The organism is Streptomyces tirandamycinicus (genome assembly GCF_003097515.1).
Lineage (GTDB): Bacteria > Actinomycetota > Actinomycetes > Streptomycetales > Streptomycetaceae > Streptomyces > Streptomyces tirandamycinicus.
Genome location: NZ_CP029188.1, coordinates 692,122 through 711,468, shown reverse-complemented (window position 1 = coordinate 711,468; position 19,347 = coordinate 692,122). Strand labels below are relative to the sequence as shown.

The window sequence follows — 19,347 nt, the reverse complement described above, 5'->3', positions numbered from 1 at the left end:
CTGCGGGCTTGCGCGCCTCAGACGGAGCAGGCCGCGCTCGCATCTGTTGCATGTCCCCTCGGTTGTCGAGGCGCCATTCCTCCTGGGGTTGGCGCTTCCTTGGCTGTCCGGCTTCTGCAGCTGCGATACGGGCTCACGGCGTAGCAGTACCTACGACTTCAATGTCCGTACCGGAGCCCTTTCCCACATGACGAGCAGCACCGAGACCACCGCCACCACCCCGCAGGTTGCGGTCAACGACATCGGTAACGAGGAAGCCTTCCTCGCCGCGATCGACGAGACGATCAAGTACTTCAACGACGGCGACATCGTCGACGGCGTCATCGTGAAGGTCGACCGGGACGAGGTCCTGCTCGACATCGGTTACAAGACCGAAGGTGTCATCCCGAGCCGCGAGCTCTCGATCAAGCACGACGTCGACCCCAACGAGGTCGTCGCCGTCGGTGACGAGATCGAGGCCCTCGTCCTCCAGAAGGAGGACAAGGAAGGCCGCCTGATCCTCTCGAAGAAGCGCGCCCAGTACGAGCGTGCCTGGGGCACCATCGAGAAGATCAAGGAAGAGGACGGCATCGTCACCGGTACCGTCATCGAGGTCGTCAAGGGTGGTCTCATCCTCGACATCGGCCTCCGCGGCTTCCTCCCGGCCTCCCTGGTCGAGATGCGCCGTGTCCGCGACCTCCAGCCGTACGTCGGCAAGGAGCTCGAGGCCAAGATCATCGAGCTGGACAAGAACCGCAACAACGTGGTCCTGTCCCGCCGCGCCTGGCTGGAGCAGACCCAGTCCGAGGTCCGCCAGACGTTCCTCACCACCCTGCAGAAGGGCCAGGTCCGCTCCGGCGTCGTCTCCTCGATCGTCAACTTCGGTGCCTTCGTGGACCTGGGCGGCGTGGACGGCCTGGTGCACGTCTCCGAGCTGTCCTGGAAGCACATCGACCACCCGTCCGAGGTCGTCGAGGTCGGCCAGGAGGTCACCGTCGAGGTCCTCGACGTGGACATGGACCGCGAGCGTGTCTCCCTGTCGCTGAAGGCGACGCAGGAGGACCCGTGGCAGCAGTTCGCCCGCACCCACCAGATCGGCCAGGTCGTCCCGGGCAAGGTCACCAAGCTGGTGCCGTTCGGCGCGTTCGTCCGCGTGGACGAGGGCATCGAGGGCCTGGTCCACATCTCCGAGCTGGCCGAGCGCCACGTGGAGATCCCGGAGCAGGTCGTCCAGGTCAACGACGAGATCTTCGTCAAGGTCATCGACATCGACCTCGAGCGTCGCCGGATCTCGCTGTCCCTCAAGCAGGCCAACGAGTCCTTCGGTGCCGACCCGGCGTCGGTCGAGTTCGACCCGACCCTGTACGGCATGGCCGCGTCCTACGACGACCAGGGCAACTACATCTACCCCGAGGGCTTCGACCCCGAGACCAACGACTGGCTCGAGGGCTACGAGAAGCAGCGCGAGGAGTGGGAGCGCCAGTACGCCGAGGCGCAGCAGCGCTTCGAGCAGCACCAGGCGCAGGTCATCAAGTCCCGCGAGGCCGACGAGGCCGCCGCTGCCGAGGGCGGGCAGGCCGCTCCGGCCGCCGCGCCGCAGGGCGGTTCGTACTCCTCGGAGTCGGACGACAACTCCGGCGCCCTGGCGTCGGACGAGGCCCTCGCCGCGCTCCGCGAGAAGCTGGCAGGCGGCCAGAGCTGAGGCTCCCGCCGGCCACCGGGCAACCGGTACGGAGGCCCGCCCCCCTCACGAGGGGGGCGGGCCTCCGCCGTTTCCCGCAACGCACCGCGACGGCGGCCCCCACCCGACCGGCTCTCCGGAGCGGCCCGGGCAGCGCCGGGGAATGATCGCACCGGGCGCGGGGTTGACCCCTCAGACACGGAGAAGGGGCGGTAAAGGTGCGAGATCCGCAGAGTCTGTACGAGTGGGAGCCGAAGGGCCTGGCGGTCGTCGACGTGGCGCTGGCGCAGGAGTCCGCCGGACTCGTCATGCTCTACCACTTCGACGGGTACATCGACGCGGGCGAGACGGGCGAGCAACTCGTCGGCGCCCTGCTCGGATCCCTGCCCCACCAGGTGGTGGCCCGCTTCGACCACGACCGGCTCGTCGACTACCGCGCCCGCCGCCCACTGCTCACCTTCCGCCGGGACCGCTGGACCGGTTTCGAGACCCCGTCCCTGGAGGTCCGGCTGGTCCAGGACGCCACCGGCGCCCCGTTCCTGCTGCTGTCCGGCCCCGAGCCGGACGTCGAGTGGGAGCTGTTCGCCGCGGCCGTACGGCAGATCGTCGAGCGGCTCGGCGTGCGCCTCTCCGTGAACTTCCACGGCATCCCCATGGGCGTGCCGCACACCCGTCCCGTCGGCATCACCCCGCACGGCAGCCGCACGGACCTGATGCCCGGTCACCGCAGTCCCTTCGACGAGGCCCAGGTGCCGGGCAGCGCGGAGTCCCTGGTCGAGTACCGGCTGGCCCAGTGGGGCCACGACGTCCTCGGCGTCGCCGCCCATGTGCCGCACTACGTGGCCCGCTCCGCGTACCCGGACGCCGCGCTGACCGCACTCGAAGCGATCACCTCGGCGACCGGTCTGGTGCTCCCCGGCATCGCGCACACCCTGCGCGCCCAGGCCCAGCGGACCCAGACCGAGATCGAACGCCAGATCGGCGAGGGGGACGAGGAGCTGACGTCCCTGGTCAGGGGGTTGGAGCACCAGTACGACGCCATCGCCGGCGCCGACACCCGGGGCAGCCTGGTCGCCGAACCGGTGGAGCTCCCGTCGGCGGACGAGATCGGCCGGCAGTTCGAGCGGTTCCTGGCCGAACGCGAGGGCGACGCATAGGGCCGGGTCCCCGGGCCCGGCGGACCGCCGCGCCCGGCACGCGCCTATGCTTCCGCCCATGCTGAAGGTGGGCCTGACCGGCGGTATCGGCGCCGGCAAGAGCGAAGTGTCACGGCTCCTCGCGTCGTACGGCGCGGTGCTGATCGACGCGGACGAGATCGCCCGGGAGGTCGTCGAACCCGGCACCCCGGGCCTGGCCGCCGTCGTCGAGGCGTTCGGCCCCGACGTCCTCACCCCACAGGGCACCCTCGACCGGCCCCGGCTCGGCGCGATCGTGTTCTCCGACGCCGAACGGCTGGCCCGGCTCAACGCCATCGTGCACCCGCTGGTGGGGGCGCGGTCGGCCGAGCTGGAGGCCGCGGCCGGCCCGGACGCGGTGGTCGTCCACGACGTACCGCTGCTCGCGGAGAACGGTCTCGCCCCCCTGTACGACCTGGTCGTCGTCGTGGACGCGTCCCCCGGGACCCGGCTGGACCGGCTGGTACGGCTGCGCGGCATGACCGAGTCGGAGGCGCGCGCCCGGATGGCCGCGCAGGCCGAACCCGAGCAGCGCCGGGCTGTCGCCGACCTGATCATCGACAACGACGGGCCGCTGGAGGCACTGGAGCCCCAGGTCCGCGAGGTCTGGGCGGAGCTGCGGGAACGCGCACGGCACACGTAGGGCGCGTTGCGGACGTGGTCAGCGCTGGGCGATCCGGTTCGGAACCCTGCCGGACCGGCCGGGCCTCGCACGGGTCTTCGTGACCCGCCGGCCCTGCGGCGGAATCAGGAAATGCCGCGGAAGAAGGTGCGGATGTCGTCCGCGAGCAGCTCCGGCTCCTCCATCGCGGGGAAGTGACCCCCCTCGGAGAACTCGCTCCAGTGGCCGATCGCCTTCCCCGGGTCCACCGCGCGGCGCATGAGCGGGTGGGTGTCGAACACGGCCCATCCGGTCGGCACACGGGAGGCCATGACCACGTCGAGTCCGGAGTGCTCGGACTCGTAGTAGAACTGCGCGCTCGACGCGCCGCTGCGGGTGAACCAGTACAGGCTGATGTTCGTGAGGAGCTGGTCGCGGTCGACCGACTCGTCCGGCGTCCGGTAGGCGCCGCCGGCCCTGGTCTTGAACTTCTCCGCGATCCACGCGAGCTGACCGACCGGCGAGTCGGTGAGCGCCGCGCCGATCGTGTCGGGACGGTGGTTCTGCATCTCGAGATACCCGCGCTCGGCCGCATCCTCGGTGCGCACCGCCTCGATCTGGGCCTTCTCGTCATCGGACAGACCGTCGGGGTAGGGGAATATGTCGCCGAGCAACCCGAGCCACCTGGGGTCGCTGCCGATGTGTGTGCCGATGACGCGCTCCGGGTAGCGCGCCGCGAGGCGGCCGGTGGTGCCCGCACCGACATCGGTGCCGTGGGCCGCGAACCTCTCGTAGCCGAGACGCGTCATGATCTCGGCGTAGGCCTCCGTCGTCCGCGCCAGCTCCCAGCCGGTCCCCGACAGCGGGGTGGAGAACCCGAAGCCGGGCAGCGACGGGACGACCACGTGGAACTCATCGGTCAGCAGCGGGATGAGCCGCTGGTAGTCGACGAACGAGCCCGGCCAGCCGTGGTTCAGCATCAGCGGGGCGGCCTGCGGGTTCGTCGATCGCACGTGGACGAGGTGGAACGTCTGGCCGTCGACGACCGTCGTGAACTGCTCGTACTCGTTGAGCTTCTCCTCCTGCGCACGCCAGTCGAACCCGTCGCGCCAGTACTCGGCCAGCTCCTTCAGGTACACCAGCGGGATGCCGCGGCTGAAGTCGGTGCGATCGTCCCGGCCCGGCACGGGGAGCGGCCAGCGCGTGTGTGCCAGCCGGTCGCGAAGGTCGTCGATGTCGGCCTGCGGGATGTCGATGCGGAACGGGGTGAGTGCGTTGTTCTCGTTCATGGCACCGACGCTCCCAGACAATGCGGCAGGGTAGCTTCCGCGATTGCTGGGAGGATGGAGAACATGCTCGAGACCTCGGCCCGCCTGCTCGAACTGCTGTCCTTGCTCCAGCTCAGGCGCGACTGGACCAGCTCCGAGCTCGCCGACCGGCTCGCCGTCAGCACGAGGACGGTGCGCACCGACATCGGCAAGCTGCGTTCGCTCGGCTACCCCGTGGACGCGCGCCCCGGCGTCGCGGGCGGGTACCGGCTGGCCGCGGGGACGGTGATGCCCCCGCTGCTGCTCGACGACGACGAGGCCGTCGCCGTCGCGGTCGGACTGGGTGCGGTCGCGACGCAACGGCTCGGCGTCGAAGAGACGTCGCTCACCGCGCTCGCGAAGCTGGAGCAGGTGCTGCCCTCGCGCCTGCGCCGGCGCGTCGAGGCGGTACGCGAGGCGACGAGCGTGGTGCCGGGGGCTCGACCGCCGCTCGATCCCTCGGTTCTCGGCGCGGTCGCCGCCGCGATCCGCGGCCACGAACGGCTCCGGTTCAAGTACACGAAGCCCGGGGGCGGCGAAAGGGCCCGCCACACCGAACCGCAACGGCTGGTGAGCTGGGGGCCGCTCTGGTACCTGCTCGCGTGGGATCTCGACCGCGGCGACTGGCGGGTCTTCCGCGTCGACCGCATGGTTCCGCACGCACCGACGGGTGCCCGGTTCCAGCCGCGCGTGATCCCGGAGGACCATGTCGTCGAGTACGTCGTCGGACGCGTCAGCAAGGCGGCCTGGACGTACCGCGCCCGGGTACTCGTGCATGCGCCCGCCGCACAGGTCGCCGCGAAGATCCCCATTCCGGTCGATGTCGAGGTGGTCGACGAGTCCACATGCCGTGTCGAGCTGGGTTCCGACGACCCGGACCGGCTCGCGCTGTGGATGGCCCAGCTCGACGCCGACATCGAGGTGCTCGACGGAGCCGAGCTCGCGGTGGCGTTCGATCGCCTCGCGAAGAGGTTCCGCCGCGCGGCGGGTGGCGCGTCCACGACATGAATCGCGGCCGTCGGTCGTTCGACGATGCCGTCGAGGGCCGGCGTCCGGGAGCCGGGGCCCTTGGGCACCGTGCCGCCGGCCCGGAGCGGGACCCGCCGTCCGCGGCGCCCCCGCCGGGAAACCCCGCGGCCGGGGATGTTGAACACGTGAGAGGGAGGGAAGGATGCGAGCGTGCCCGAGACCAACCCGGAAACACACGTCATCGACTTCCGCGCGGCCGAGCAGCTGCTCGCCTCGCGGGACCCACGCGGGGCGATCAAGCTCCTCGACTCGGTCATCGCCGCCCACCCGGAGAGCCGGGCGGCCCGGCTGCTGCGGGCGCGCGCCTACTTCGCGTCCGCGCAACTGCGCTCGGCGGAGCGCGAGTTCCAGCACATAGTCGACCACGAACCCGACAACGCCTTCGCCCACTTCGCCCTCGCACGCACCTTCCAGCGCTCCGGCCGCCCGGACCAGGCGCAACGGCACTTCCGGCTCGCCGCCGCGCTCGATCCCAGGCCCGAGTACCTGGAAGCCGCACGCTTCGAGTCCTGAGCCCTAACGGCGCCGCCGGCCGTCCCCGCGGTCCGGCTCGTAGGGCGGGATACCGCGACCGGGCTGGTAGTGCGGCCCCTGGTGCAACCGGTGTACCACGATCATCAGGTCGGTCATGACGACCAGGCTCAGCACCGCGCAGGCGATCGCCCACCCGGGGCGTTCGGCGAGCGCGAAGACGGCCGTCCCCGAGACGGCCCACAGCAGGCCCCAGACGCTCAGCCAGAACCGCATCCGCAGCGGACTGCGCGCCGTGGCCGGTTCGTTTCCCGTACGCATGGACCTCGTCCCTTCCCTTTCCAGCATCCACCCGGACCGCGGGGACGGGTAGAGCGCGCACCGGGAAGGCAGCCGCGGAGGCCCGGAGAAGACCCGGGGAGCCGGGCACCGTCGGGACGCCGGGAGGAGGGACAGCACGGCCGGTCGCGGCACGCCCGGAAGGGCGGGGGACCCGGGCCGGCTGAGCGTGACGGATGGGAGGGCAGGGGCGGGGGAGCCGGGTCGCGGGCCGTGACGGCCGGAAGGGCAGGGGCGGGGGAGCCGGGCCCGCGGGGCGTGCGGCCGGAGAGGCCGGATGGCGGCTCAGTGGACCCAGCGGTAGCTCCGCCAGGGCTGGGTGCCGGGAGCGATGTTGTTGAACAGTGTCGTCGCGATGTAGGTCGTGTCGCCGCCCGAGCAGTCCGGTGTCCGGTAGGCGATGAGGTCGATCAGCGTCGCGTTCTCGATCCGCGCCGCGCCGGCCGGCAGCAGTCTGTGGCAGCCGGTCACCACCGGGTTGGACACCGTGACGACGCGGGCCGTGCCCGCCTCGTAGTTCACGGTGCCCACGGCGGTCCGGCCCAGGCCGGAGCAGCCGGTGAGGGCGACGGTCAGAAGCACTGCGCCGGTGGCGATGCCGAGGCGCCGGTGAACGGCCATGACTGCTCCCCGTCTGTGGTGCGGACTCCTGCTCAGACCCTGCCGGACCTCCTCGGGGGTCCGCACGCCGGATGCGCCCGCTCAGGGGACGCCCGTACCCACACGGCGCTCGACCGCCGCTCCGTACAGGAATACGGTTGAACCACAGACCGAACCTCCCGGACGCGTGAGACAGCAGGGGGTGCCGTGATGGAAGTGGATCTCGTGGCGCTCGGTGTCGCGGCGGGTGCCGCCTGCGTCGCCTATGTCATGGCTGCGGCCAGAGTCGTCAAGCAGTACGAGCGAGGTGTGGTCTTCCGCCTCGGCCGGCTGCGCGACCGGGTCCGCGAACCCGGATTCACCATGATCGTTCCGATCGTGGACCGGCTGCACAAGGTCAATCTGCAGATCGTGACGATGCCCGTGCCCGCCCAGGAGGGAATCACCAGGGACAACGTCACGGTCAGGGTGGACGCCGTCGTCTACTTCAAGGTGGTCGACGCGGCCGACGCCATCGTGCGGGTCGAGGACTACCGTTTCGCCGTCTCACAGATGGCCCAGACATCGCTGCGCTCGATCATCGGCAAGAGCGAGCTGGACGACCTCCTGTCCAACCGCGAGAAACTCAACCAGGGCCTCGAGCTCATGATCGACAGTCCGGCGCTGGGCTGGGGCGTGAGCGTCGACCGGGTGGAGATCAAGGACGTGTCGCTGCCGGAGACGATGAAGCGCTCCATGGCACGCCAGGCGGAGGCCGACCGGGAGCGCCGGGCACGCGTGATCAACGCGGACGCGGAACTCCAGGCGTCGAAGAAGCTGGCCGAGGCGGCGCACCAGATGTCGGAGACACCGGCGGCCCTGCAGCTGCGCCTGCTGCAGACCGTCATGGCGGTCGCCGCAGAGAAGAACTCCACCCTGGTCCTGCCGATCCCGGTGGAGCTCCTGCGCTTCCTCGAACGCGGCGCGGGCCCCGCCCGGGACGAGGAGGAGCTCCACCACGAGCCGCACGCGGTGAAGCCGCCGCTGAACACGCCGGTGACCAACGCGACGGCCATGCCCGCCATGCCCGACCTCCCCATGCCGGTGGTGCCGGAGAGCCCGGCGGCCCTGAGCGACCCGGCGCACGGGGGCCACGAGTCCCTGGACGACGAACGGAGGTGAGACGGGCGGCGGCCCGCCGGGGCGCGGGCCCGCCCGGCGATCCCCCGTCTCGCCTGCCCTGCGAGCGGCGGGCCCGACCTCGCATCGGCGCCCGGCGCCGCCTTGCGCCCTGAGCGCCCTCCGCGCACGGCGCGTCCTCCGCGCCTTCCGCGTCCTGCGCGCCCTGAGCCCCCTCCGCGCACGGCGCGTCCTGCGCGTACAGCGTGACCTCCGCGCCCTGCGCCCGCCTGCCCCCGCATCGTTACGCGCCCGGCGGGTCCTGCCCCGCGCGCCCGCCCTGCCCGGCGCGTTCCGTGTCCCGTGCGCCGCGCCCGTGGATGTCCGTCCTGCGCCCGGCCGTGCCCCGGACCTGCGCCCGGCAGAGAACCGGCTCGCCAGCGACCCGGGCTCGTCAGCGACGGGTCTTGCCCGCGACCGGGGCTCGCCCGCGACCGGGGCCCGGCAGAGACCGGGGCCCGGCAGAGACCCGGGCCCGGCCGCGACCCGGCCCGGGCCACCGGAACCCGCGACGAGGACCACTGTCAGACCCTCCCCGTAAGGTCGTTCATCCAAGGCGTCCACCGGCACGCCGCTCGTACGACCGAGGCGAAGGGAGGCGACGACCCGGCATGCTGCACACCCTTGCCGCCGTCTTCCTCCCGGCGGCACTGCCCCGCGACGGAAGCGTCGCCTTCTGGAGCCCCGACGGGCGGCCCTTGCCCACCGGTGCCTCGGGCGCCGCCCCGCACGCGGAGACCGCCGCCGGCACCCCGGCCAGGATCACCGTCGTCCGCGGGCACGGAGCCGGGGTCCGCAGCCGTGCCGTCCCCGCGCTGGTGCTGCCCGTCGCCGACGCCGTGCCGCTGCTCGCCGGCGCCCGGCACGACTCGACCGCCCACCCCGCCACGGCCTGCTGGGGTGCCGCCGCCCTGCACGCCCTCCAGCTCGTCGCACGCGGCAGGCTGCTGCCCGGCCTGACGCCGTCCGGCCACGACGCCTGGCACGCCGGACCGCTGGACGCGGACGACATCGCCCAGCTCCGCGCCATCGCCGCGGCCATGCCGTACGAGGCGCACGCCACACCGCTCCCCGGGCCGCGGCCGCTCCGGCTGCCCGAGCCCGAGGCGCTGATCAGGGCGTTCCTCGACGCCGTCGCGGACACCCTGCCCCGCACCCCGGCGGCCGCGTACGCCGCGGGCGGGCCGTTCGCCGCGACGGCGCCGCAGCACCTGCCGCAGGCCCGCGCATGGGCGGCACAGGCCGCGGCCGGCATGGACGCGGGCGTACGGATCTCCCTGCGGCTCGACCTGCCCGCCCGCGAACTGTTCGACACGTCCGACGAGGGCGGCGGCGACCGGCAGGCCGCGGCCGCCCTCGTCCAGGTGCACAGCCTCGCCGACCCGACGCTCGTGGTCGACGCCGCGGCGCTGTGGGCGGGAGAGGGCGACGGGCACCTCGGCCCGCGCGCCCGCATCGACGCCGTGCTGGCCCTGCGCCGCGCCGCCCGCGTGTGGCCACCGCTCGGCCGGCTCCTCGACCGCGAAGTGCCCGACATCCTGCCGGTCACCGAGGACGAGCTGTACGAACTGCTCGGCCCGGCCGCCACCCGCCTGGCCGACGCCGGGATCGCCGTGCACTGGCCCAGGGAACTCGCCAGAAGCCTGACCGCCACAGCGGTCGTCCGGGCACCCGCGCCCGGTTCGGCCACGGACGGCACGCCCTTCTTCGACGGCGAGCGGCTCCTGCGCTTCGACTGGCGGCTCGCGCTGGACGGGGACCCGCTCACGGAACAGGAGATGGACGCGCTCGCCGAGTCCCACCGGCCCATCGTGCGGCTGCGCGACCAGTGGGTCGTGGTCGACCCGGACCTCGTGCGCAAGGCCCGCAAACGGGAACTCGGCCTGCTCGAACCGGTGGACGCCCTGGCCGTGGCACTCACCGGCACCGCCGAGGTCGACGGCGAGACCGTCGAGGCCGTCCCCGAGGGTGCGCTGGCCGCCCTCCGGGACCGGCTCACCCACGGCCCCGCCGCCCTCGCCCAGCCCACCGCCCTCGCCGCCACCCTGCGCGACTACCAGCTCCGCGGACTCGCCTGGCTGGACCAGATGACCTCACTGGGCCTCGGCGGCTGCCTCGCCGACGACATGGGCCTCGGCAAGACCGTGACGGTCATCGCGCTCCATCTGCACCGGGCCGAGCACCGGGCCCGCACCGCCCCCACGCTCGTCGTCTGCCCGGCGTCCCTGCTCGGCAACTGGCAGCGCGAGATCATGCGCTTCGCCCCCGGAGTACCCGTCCGGCGCTTCCACGGCCCGGACCGCAGTCTCGGCACCGGCCCCGGCGGCTTCGTCCTGACGACCTACGGCACCATGCGCACCAGCGCCGCGAAACTGGCCGCCCGCGAGTGGGGCATGGTCGTCGCCGACGAGGCCCAGCACGTCAACAACCCCTTCTCCGCCACCGCCAAGGCCCTGCGCACCATCCCCGCCCCGGCCCGGGTCGCCCTCACCGGCACCCCCGTCGAGAACAACCTCTCCGAACTGTGGGCCCTCCTCGACTGGACCACCCCGGGACTGCTCGGCCCGCTGAAGTCCTTCCGCTCCCGCCACGCCCGCGCCGTCGAGAACCACGAGCACGTCGGCAACGAGGATGCGGTGGAGCGACTCGCCCGGCTCGTCCGGCCCTTCCTCCTGCGGCGCAAGAAGAGCGACCCCGGCATCCTGCCCGAGCTCCCGCCGAAGACCGAGTCCGACCACCCCGTCCCGCTCACCCGGGAGCAGGCGTCGCTCTACGAAGCGGTCGTCCGGGAGACGATGGCCCGGATCGAGACCGCCGAGGGCATCGCCCGCCGCGGCCTGATCATGAAGCTGCTCACCTCGCTCAAGCAGATCTGCAACCATCCGGCGCAGTTCCTGAAAGAGGACCGCCCCCGTCTCACGGCGCGTTCCGGCAAGCTCGCGCTGCTGGACGAACTGCTCGACACCATCCTGGCCGAGGGCGGATCCGTCCTGGTCTTCACCCAGTACGTGGCGATGGCGCGGCTGATCTCCGGCCATCTGGCCTCCCGCGCGATCCCCTCCCAGCTGCTGCACGGCTCCACCCCCGTACCGGAGCGCGAAAGGATGGTGGACCGCTTCCAGTCGGGCGAGGTCCCCGTCTTCGTCCTCTCCCTCAAAGCGGCGGGCACCGGACTCAACCTGACCCGCGCCGGACACGTCGTCCACTACGACCGCTGGTGGAACCCGGCGGTGGAGGACCAGGCCACCGACCGCGCCCACCGCATCGGACAGAACCGGCCCGTCCAGGTCCACCGGCTGATCGCGGAGGGCACGGTCGAGGACCGCATCGCCGAACTGCTCCTGTCGAAGCGGGCGCTGGCAGACGCGGTCCTCGGCTCCGGCGAGGCCGCGCTGACCGAGCTCACCGACCGGGAGCTGGCCGATCTCGTATCCCTGAGGAGGCCGTCGTGAGCCCCGCCCAGCCCCGCGGCAACGGACCGGCCGGGCCGCGCCGCACCGACCGGCCCGGCCGGGAGGCCCCGCGCCGCCCGGACGACCGGCGCCGCACGTTCCCCGCCCCCGCCCGCCGGCCGGGCGACCAGGCCCTCGCCGTCTCCTGGTGGGGCAACGCCTGGGTGGACGCCCTGGAGGACGCCGCCCTCGACCCGGCCCGCCTCTCCCGCGGCCGGACGTACGCAGCACGCGGCCACGTCGACGCGATCACCGTGACCCCCGGCAGGGTCGTCGCATACGTCCACGGCTCCCGCCCCCGGCCCTACCGCGCGGAGATCCGGCTGCGCACCCTCGGCGAGGACGACTGGGACCGGCTGCTGGACACCGCGGCGGCCCGCCCGGACCACATCGCGGCCCTGCTCGACAAGGACGTCCCGCACGCCCTCGCGGCCGCCGCCGACCTGCTGCCCGCGCCCGGCGACCTGATTCCCGACTGCACGTGCCCCGACGACGGACTCCCCTGCAAGCACGCGGCCGCGCTCTGCTACCGGACCGCCGGGATCCTCGACGAGGACCCGTTCGTGCTGTTCCTCATGCGCGGCCGCGGCGAACAGGAGGTCCTGGCCGAACTCACCCGCCGCAACGCCGCCCGCTCGGCCGCCGAGAGCGGCGCGGCCCGGCGCGGAGCACGCACCACGGCACGGCAACCCGGCAACGGCGGAAACGACGCCGCTCCTGTCCTCGCGGCGGTCCGCGCACGCGACGCCCTCACCCCGCGGATCCGCCCCCCGCTCCCGCCTCCGCTGCCCGTACCGCCGCAGCCCGGACGCCCTCCCGTGTACCCGCAGGCCGACGGCGCGCCCGACCCGCTCGCCCTCGACCTCCTCGCCACCGAGGCAGCGGCCCGCGCGCACGCCACCCTGCGCACGGGCAGGGACCCGGTCGGCGGGCTCAGCCTCTGGCAGGACGCCGTCCGGCTCGCCGCCGCCCACCCCGGATCGGGCCTGACCGCCTCCACCCGCGCGCTCTACACCGCGCTGGCCCGCGCGGGCGGCCGCACCCCCACCGACCTGGCGCGCGCCGTGGCGGCCTGGCGACAGGGCGGGCCGGCGGGACTCGCGGCCCTGGAGGAGGAGTGGGATCCACCCGCCGGCCCCTTCGACCGGGCGCGCCCCGCCCTCGCCGCCGCGGACTTCCCGCACTTCCGCCCCCGGCGCAATCGCCTCTCCACCCCGTCCCTGCAACTGCGCCTGGGCCGGGACGGACTGTGGTACGGATACGAATCCGACCCCGGCCGGGACGACTGGTGGCCGCGGGGCATACCGGACGAGGACCCGGTCGGCGCGCTCACGACCCTTCTGGGCCGCTGACGCCTGCCGCCGGGCCCCGGCCCCGCCGGCGACCCACCGGCGGATACCGACGGGCAAGCGCGTCGTTCGCGTCGGTCGGGCCGGTCCCGTGCACCTGCCGAGGGGACCGGCGGGCGACACCACCGGCCGCCGCCCGCCGGCACGGAGGGGATCGGGCGCGACTCCCGAAAACACCTCTCAAGCCGTCACACCGCACGGCGGGCGCCGTGCCCGCGGACACGTCTCCGGCAGCCGAACGCACGGACGGTGCTGAACAGTTCTACCTCCGTCCACTCGAAGGGGTGAAACGATGCACGGCCATAACCCGGTCGGCTTCATGCCGTTAGTTCCGGTGCGGGTGAGCACCCGTGTTCATCCACCGGAAGGCAGGGAACCATGAGGCAGATTCGCCGAACAGGTCTGGTCGCAGCGATGGTCACGGGCGGAGCACTGGCCGCCGCCGGAGCCGCACACGCCGACTCGGGTGCGCAGGGGAGCGCGGTCGGCTCCCCCGGCGTGCTCTCCGGCAACACGGTGCAGGTCCCGGTCCATGTGCCGGTGAACGTGTGCGGCAACACGGTGAACGTGATCGGTCTGCTGAACCCCGCGGCGGGCAACACCTGCGAGAACGAGGGAAGCGGCGGCGACGGTACCGCTGGCGGCGGAGCGGCCGCCGAGGCGGAGGCGGAGGGCTCCCCGGGGGTTCTCTCCGGGAACACGGTCCAGCTGCCCGTCGACGTCCCGGTGAACATCACCGGCAACTCCGTGAACGTCGTCGGCATCGGCAACCCTTCGGTCGGCAACTCCTCCTCGAACTCCGCCAATCCGCCCGCCCGGCCCCGCCCGGTGACGCCGCCGAGGACGACCACGCCGTCGGAGGTCCGTCCCGCCACGCGTGACCTGGAGCCCCAGCAGGGCCCGGTCCACCTGGCCGAGACCGGCACGCCGTCCACGCTCGGTCTCGCCCTCCCCGTCGGCGCGGCCCTCGCCCTGGGCGGTGCCGTGCTGTACCGCCGTGCCCGCGCCATGGCGTAGCAGCGGGTACGTTCCGGGCCCGGACGCACCCGGATGCCCTCCGGTGGACCACGCTGCCCATCCCGTAGAGGAACCCTGCGCCCACGGATCGCCGGCCGGGCCGGTTCCCGCGCTACCGGGAAGCCAAGGCCCCGGCCGCACCCGGTCCCATGGCCGGCCCGCCCAAGACCGTGCGGTCCGTCACGACGGCGGCGTCCGCCAGGCGGTGAGCGTCGCCTCGACGGCCGGGGCGACACGTCGGCGCGCCTCGTGGCGGGGGACGCCCCGCATCAGCAGCCCGTCGTACGGCGTGTCGAGATGGCGCACCGATGCCCGCACCGCCGCGGTGACCGCGCCCTCGTCCAGGGCACGGCCGGCCGCGGTACGCCCCACGCGCCCGCTGCCCCGTACCGATGTGTGCGCCGCCACGTCCAGAGCGCGGTCGAGCGGGCAGGAGGGGAAGAGCCGCATGATCTCCGCGGTGAGCCGGGCCGTGAAGCGGACGTCCTCCGCCGCCCGCCGAACGGCATCCCGCTCACGCCGACGCGCCCGCGCCTCCGCATCGGCGAGGCACGCCGCCTCCGCACGCGCCAGCGCCGCCTCCTCCACCAGCAGGCCCTGCCGTTCGTACCGGGTGCGCCGTCTGTTGTGCCGTACGACCACGGCCCACAGAGAACTCGCCTCGCGCGCCCGCCGGGTCAGCGCCGCGTTCCCACGCGGCAGGAAGACCAGATGGCCCAGGTCCGCGCAGTCCAGGCAACGCGGTGCGTTGAACTCCAGCACCAGCCGCTCCAGCGGCCCCCGCCGGCAGTCCGCGCAGTGCCGCCGCTTCAGCGGTTCGACGACCACCACCGGGTCCACCGGTTCATCGCCCCCTCCCCGAGACGTGCGCGGCGGGCGACCGATGATCACCGGTCCGCCGCCCCGACCGACGGACCACGGCGCTCGACCGGTATCCAAGCGACCGACGCCCCGCGACCGGCAACCGGCAACCGACAACCGACAACGACAACCGACGAACGATGACCGGCAACTGACGTCTGTGGACCGACAGCCGAGAGCCGACAGCCGGCAACTGACAGTCGACAACTGACAACTGACGGCTGACGGCTGACGGCTGACAAAATCCCAAATCCCTTCAAGGAAGGGGCACCGGGCCTGCTGACTGCCCGGATGCGACCCTACTCAATCCGGACGTCGCGGTGGAGAGGGGCGTCCGGGCTGGGGTCGCACCAGGGCCTGGCGGCGGCTCGGCCCGTGCTCCGCGTCCCGCGGGTCGCGGCCCCTACTGGCGGTAGCCGCTCAGGAAGCGCCCGATCCGGCTGATCGCGGCGTCGAGGTCGTCCGCGTGCGGCAGGGTCAGGATGCGGAAGTGGTCCGGCCGGGGCCAGCTGAAGCCGGTGCCCTGCACCACCTGGATCTTCTCCCGCAGCAGCAGGTCCAGGACGAACTTCTCGTCGTCGTGCACGGGGTGCACCTTGGGGTCCAGGCGGGGGAAGGCGTACAGCGCCCCCTTGGGTTTCACACACGAGACGCCCGGGATCTCGTTCAGCCGCTCCCAGGCGCGGTCGCGCTGTTCGCGCAGCCGTCCGCCCGGTGCGGTGAGCTCGTGGATCGACTGGCGTCCGCCGAGCGCGGCCTGGATGGCGTACTGCGCGGGCGCGTTGGGGCACAGCCGCATCGACGCGAGCATCGTGAGCCCCTCCAGGTAGCTGCGCGCGTGCTGCTTGGGACCGGTGACGACCAGCCAGCCGGAGCGGAAACCGGCGACCCGGTAGGTCTTGGACAGACCGCTGAAGGTGAGGACGACCAGATCCGGGGCGAGGGCGGCCGCGGTGTGGTGGACGGCGTCGTCGTAGACGATCTGGTCGTAGATCTCGTCGGCGAAGACCATCAGCTGATGGCGGCGCGCGAGGTCCAGGATCCCCTCGACGATCTCGCGCGGATACACCGCTCCGGTCGGGTTGTTGGGGTTGATGATCACGACGGCCCTGGTCCGGTCGGTGATCTTCGATGCCATGTCGTCGAGGTCGGGGTACCAGTCCGCCGACTCGTCGCAGAGGTAGTGGACGGCCTTTCCGCCGGAGAGGGTCGTGACGGCGGTCCACAGCGGGAAGTCGGGTGCGGGAACGAGCACCTCGTCGCCGTCCTCCAGCAACGCCTGCACCGCCATGGACACCAGCTCCGAGACGCCGTTGCCGAGGAACACGTCGTCGACGGAGACGTCCGTCAGCCCGAGGGCCTGGTAGCGCTGGGCGACGGCACGCCGCGCGGACAGGATCCCGCGCGAGTCCGTGTAGCCGTGGGCCTTCGGGAGCATCCGGATCATGTCCTGGACGATCTCCTCCGGGGCCTCGAAGCCGAAGAGCGCGGGGTTGCCGGTGTTCAGCCGCAGCACGCTGTGGCCCGCTTCCTCCAGCGCGTTGGCGTGCTCGATCACCGGGCCGCGGATCTCGTAGCAGACCTCGCTGAGCTTGCTCGACTGCCGGAACTCCATGCGGAGGCCTCCCCAGGACTGGCGCGTTCGGTGGTACCCGATGGCACTTGGTTTTACCAAGTATGAGCTTGGAAAGTCCAACAACGGGTCTAGACTGCCTCGCATGCCCCGTCCTCCACGCCGCCGAAGCTACGACCAGTTCTGCGCCGTCGCGCGCGCCCTCGACTCCGTCGGCGACCGCTGGACGCTGCTGATCGTGCGGGAACTGCTGTCCGGACCCCGCCGGTACACCGACCTCCACGCCGATCTGCCCGGAGTCAGCACGGACGTCCTCGCCTCCCGGCTCAAGGACATGGAACGCGACGGGCTGGCGACCCGGCGCCGGATGCCCGCCCCGGTCTCGGCGTACGTGTACGAACTCACCGCACGCGGAGGGGAGTTGCTGCCCCTGGTCGGGGCGCTGGCCGAATGGGGCGCGCCCGCGCTCGACGGGCCCCGGCCGACCGACGCGGTCCGCGCCCACTGGTTCGCCGTCCCGCTTCTGCGGCGCCTGGAGGCGGAGGGCGTGACGGACCTCGTCGAAGTGCGCCTCCCGGAGGGGGAGTTCCATCTGCGCCCGGTGCCGGACGGGCGCGGTACCGCCGGCTACGCAGACGGCCCGGCGCCCGCCGGAGCCCCGGTCACCCGGCTTGAGCTCGACGGTGGGACCTGCCTCGCCGTCAGCCGTGGCGACCTCGGCCTCGAGGAAGGCGTACGGGGCGGGCGCATCCGCGTCTCCGGCGGTGGGGCCCTGGCGGTCGCGCTGGCGGCGGAGCGGCCGGGTGCCGGGCGTGCCGGGCGCGTGCTCGTCGACGCCTCCGGGGGCCCGTCGCGAGGCGTGGCCGAGCGGGGGAGCGGCCAGGGGGAGTGACGGACCGGTGAGACTGGAACCGATCACCTGGGAACGGCTGACCGAGGCCGTCGCCGACCGGATCACGGGGAGCCGGTCCGGCGACGGCGGCCCCTGGCTGCGCGTCGCCGTCGACGCCACCCCCGCCGCCGGCACGGCGAGGGTGGCCGCGGCCCTCGCCGACGCACTGCGGCTGCGCGGACGGGCGGTGCGGGTGGTGGGCATCAACGGGTTCCTGCGGCCGGCCTCGCTGCGGTACGAGCGCGGCCGGGAGGATCCCGACGGCTACTACGACTGCTGGTTCGACATCGGGGCGCTCTGGCGCGAGGTGTTCGGGCCGCTGGAGCCGGGCGGCTCGGGCCGGGTCCTGCCGGACCTCTGGGATCCGGTCACCGACCGTGCCACCCGGAGCCCGCACACCGAACTGCCCTCCGGCGGTGTGCTGGTGCTCCACGGACCGCTGCTCCTCCGGCACTGGTTCCCCTTCGACCTCACCGTCCATCTGCATCTGTCGTCCGGTGCGCTGCGCCGTCGCACCGGCGCCGGGGAGCTGTGGACGCTGCCCGCCTTCGAGCGCTACGAACAGGAGGTGTCGCCGTCCGGCTCCGCCGAGGTGGTGGTCCGCGCCGACGACCCCCGCCACCCCGCGTGGAACGCGCCGTGGGAAGACCACGGCCGGGGCGGCCGGGCGCAGTAGGGCGCTCTCACGTCCGGACTCGCCCGGACGAGTCCGGCGAGACCGGCCGCTCCGGCCGCACGGCCGTCCTCGCCGGGCGCCCCGCACGGCCGTCCTCGCCGGGCACCGTGCCGGCCGTCCTGGCCGGCGCCTCGCCGTGCGCAGCCGCGGTGTCGACCTTCCCGGTGGTGTACGGGCCCGCCCGACCCGCCCCCCATACCGCGGCCGCCGGTCACGGCGGCATCCCCGTGCTTCCCGGCGGGCGGCCTCCGCGTACGGTGACCGCGTGGGCCCCCGCGCGGCATCCCGCCGCCGCCGCGGCGGCCGGGGACGCGCCCGTGAGCAGGGAGGCCAGGAAGCCGCCGGTGAAGGCGTCGCCCGCGCCCGTGGAGTCGATCGGCGCCGCCGGGACGGCGGCGATCCGGGCCGTCACCGCGCCCGACTCCGCCACGAGCGCGCCCCTCGCGCCGAGCGTGACGGCGACGAGCGGGGCATGGCGGCTCAACCGGGCCGCGGCGTCGGCCGCATCGGGAAGCCCGGTGAGGAGCCGGGCCTCGTCCGCGTTCGGGAGCAGCACCGCGGCACCCTCCGTCGCCCCGAGGAAGCGGTCGGCGCCGAAGGCGGCGATGAACCCCGCCGACGCCGGGTCGACGCTCACCGGAACACCCCGTTCGAGCGCGTCCGCGAGCGCCAGGCCCGCCAGCTCGCGACTGGGCTCGGAGAAGAAGAGGTACCCGGACAGATGGAGCCTGGCCACCCCGTCCAGCAGCCGCGCCGACCAGTCGCCGGGGCACAGCCGCAGTGCCGCTCCGCCGTCGGTGAGGAAGGTCCGCTCCGCCTCCGCGTCGACCAGCGCGACGATCGTGGCCGTCGGCGCCTCCTCGTCCGGGACCAGCATCGGGCGGACTCCCGAGCCCCGCAGCAGCGTCCCGTGCCAGTCCGCGGTGCCGGCCCCGACACGGCCGAGCAGCCGTACGTCGGCGCAGCCCGAGTACGCTGCCCAGCAGGCCGCGTTGGCGCCGGCCCCGCCCGGCAGCGTCCGGATCTCCGCCACGGTGTCGGTCCCGTGCGTCAGCGCCCCGGCATGCCGGGCCACGACGTCCGTGGCCACGTCCCCGACCACCAGCAGCGCCCCGGCCCTGCTCTGCGCACCTGCCCCGCTGGGCGTCCGGATCCCGCTCTGCGTCCCGGTCCCGCTCTGCGTCCCG

17 protein-coding genes are annotated in these 19,347 nt (G+C 73.3%); 11 read left to right on the top strand and 6 right to left on the bottom strand.

All coding sequences use genetic code 11. From position 1 onward, the window contains the following. Window positions 1-187: 187 nt before the first annotated feature. The 3 genes from rpsA (at window position 188) to coaE (ending at window position 3,478) form a co-directional block, all read left to right on the top strand. A complete protein-coding gene (gene rpsA, locus DDW44_RS03145) occupies window positions 188-1,681 on the top strand; it encodes a 30S ribosomal protein S1 (RefSeq protein WP_017947549.1) in 1,494 nt (497 codons plus the stop codon). Window positions 1,682-1,878: 197 nt separating this feature from the next. Beyond that, window positions 1,879-2,817, top strand: a complete 939-nt coding sequence (locus DDW44_RS03140; protein WP_017947550.1) for a PAC2 family protein — start codon at window positions 1,879-1,881, stop codon at window positions 2,815-2,817. Between the two features lie 58 nt (window positions 2,818-2,875). Beyond that, on the top strand, window positions 2,876-3,478 hold the full coding sequence (coaE, locus tag DDW44_RS03135) for a dephospho-CoA kinase (RefSeq protein ID WP_018890281.1): 603 nt from the start codon (window positions 2,876-2,878) through the stop codon (window positions 3,476-3,478). A 104-nt stretch (window positions 3,479-3,582) separates the two neighbouring features. Here coaE and DDW44_RS03130 read toward each other — a convergent pair whose 3' ends face one another. Continuing rightward, window positions 3,583-4,725 (bottom strand): epoxide hydrolase family protein, encoded by a 1,143-nt coding sequence (locus tag DDW44_RS03130; RefSeq protein ID WP_108905454.1) that lies wholly within the window; start codon window positions 4,723-4,725, stop codon window positions 3,583-3,585. A 63-nt stretch (window positions 4,726-4,788) separates the two neighbouring features. Between DDW44_RS03130 and DDW44_RS03125 the strand changes: the two genes are divergently transcribed. Together DDW44_RS03125 and DDW44_RS03120 are read left to right on the top strand one after the other, a co-directional pair. Further along, window positions 4,789-5,751, top strand: coding sequence for a helix-turn-helix transcriptional regulator (locus DDW44_RS03125; RefSeq protein WP_108905453.1), 963 nt, complete (start codon window positions 4,789-4,791; stop codon window positions 5,749-5,751). Window positions 5,752-5,922: 171 nt separating this feature from the next. After that, a complete protein-coding gene (locus DDW44_RS03120; protein WP_017947554.1) occupies window positions 5,923-6,285 on the top strand; it encodes a tetratricopeptide repeat protein in 363 nt (120 codons plus the stop codon). A 3-nt stretch (window positions 6,286-6,288) separates the two neighbouring features. On the opposite strand, the gene DDW44_RS03115 is transcribed toward DDW44_RS03120, so the two are convergent. Then, entirely contained in the window at window positions 6,289-6,564 is a 276-nt protein-coding gene (locus DDW44_RS03115; RefSeq protein ID WP_017947555.1) for a DUF6343 family protein, read from the bottom strand. A gap of 303 nt (window positions 6,565-6,867) precedes the next feature. Further along, the gene (locus tag DDW44_RS03110; RefSeq protein ID WP_017947556.1) at window positions 6,868-7,203 is read right to left on the bottom strand and encodes a hypothetical protein; all 336 of its coding nucleotides are present in this window, start codon (window positions 7,201-7,203) and stop codon (window positions 6,868-6,870) included. 189 nt (window positions 7,204-7,392) lie between these two features. Here DDW44_RS03110 and DDW44_RS03105 point away from each other — a divergent pair, with 189 nt between their 5' ends. The 4 genes from DDW44_RS03105 to DDW44_RS03090 all read left to right on the top strand — a co-directional run bounded on the left by DDW44_RS03105 (window position 7,393) and on the right by DDW44_RS03090 (window position 14,158). Then, the gene (locus tag DDW44_RS03105) at window positions 7,393-8,343 is read left to right on the top strand and encodes a slipin family protein (protein WP_108905452.1); all 951 of its coding nucleotides are present in this window, start codon (window positions 7,393-7,395) and stop codon (window positions 8,341-8,343) included. Window positions 8,344-8,951: 608 nt separating this feature from the next. Then, window positions 8,952-11,792, top strand: a complete 2,841-nt coding sequence (locus tag DDW44_RS03100; RefSeq protein WP_108905451.1) for a DEAD/DEAH box helicase — start codon at window positions 8,952-8,954, stop codon at window positions 11,790-11,792. After that, window positions 11,789-13,144, top strand: coding sequence for an SWIM zinc finger family protein (locus DDW44_RS03095; RefSeq protein WP_108905450.1), 1,356 nt, complete (start codon window positions 11,789-11,791; stop codon window positions 13,142-13,144). The genes DDW44_RS03100 and DDW44_RS03095 overlap by 4 nt, the downstream gene beginning before the upstream one ends. Window positions 13,145-13,519: 375 nt before the next feature. Continuing rightward, on the top strand, window positions 13,520-14,158 hold the full coding sequence (locus tag DDW44_RS03090; protein WP_244223953.1) for a chaplin: 639 nt from the start codon (window positions 13,520-13,522) through the stop codon (window positions 14,156-14,158). A gap of 180 nt (window positions 14,159-14,338) precedes the next feature. On the opposite strand, the gene DDW44_RS03085 is transcribed toward DDW44_RS03090, so the two are convergent. Then, on the bottom strand, window positions 14,339-14,998 hold the full coding sequence (locus tag DDW44_RS03085; protein ID WP_108908712.1) for a DUF2293 domain-containing protein: 660 nt from the start codon (window positions 14,996-14,998) through the stop codon (window positions 14,339-14,341). A gap of 424 nt (window positions 14,999-15,422) precedes the next feature. Next, complete coding sequence (locus tag DDW44_RS03080; protein WP_018890272.1) at window positions 15,423-16,634, bottom strand: pyridoxal phosphate-dependent aminotransferase; 1,212 nt, start codon at window positions 16,632-16,634, stop codon at window positions 15,423-15,425. 103 nt (window positions 16,635-16,737) lie between these two features. Between DDW44_RS03080 and DDW44_RS03075 the strand changes: the two genes are divergently transcribed. Both DDW44_RS03075 and DDW44_RS03070 read left to right on the top strand, forming a co-directional pair. Next, entirely contained in the window at window positions 16,738-17,484 is a 747-nt protein-coding gene (locus DDW44_RS03075; RefSeq protein ID WP_108905448.1) for a winged helix-turn-helix transcriptional regulator, read from the top strand. Between the two features lie 7 nt (window positions 17,485-17,491). Further along, window positions 17,492-18,160: a nucleoside/nucleotide kinase family protein gene (locus DDW44_RS03070; protein ID WP_108905447.1), complete on the top strand. Its 669-nt coding sequence runs from the start codon at window positions 17,492-17,494 to the stop codon at window positions 18,158-18,160. A gap of 211 nt (window positions 18,161-18,371) precedes the next feature. Here the strand turns inward: DDW44_RS03070 and DDW44_RS03065 are convergent, their stop codons facing one another. Beyond that, window positions 18,372-19,313: a carbohydrate kinase family protein gene (locus tag DDW44_RS03065; RefSeq protein ID WP_166802708.1), complete on the bottom strand. Its 942-nt coding sequence runs from the start codon at window positions 19,311-19,313 to the stop codon at window positions 18,372-18,374. Window positions 19,314-19,347: the final 34 nt, after the last annotated feature.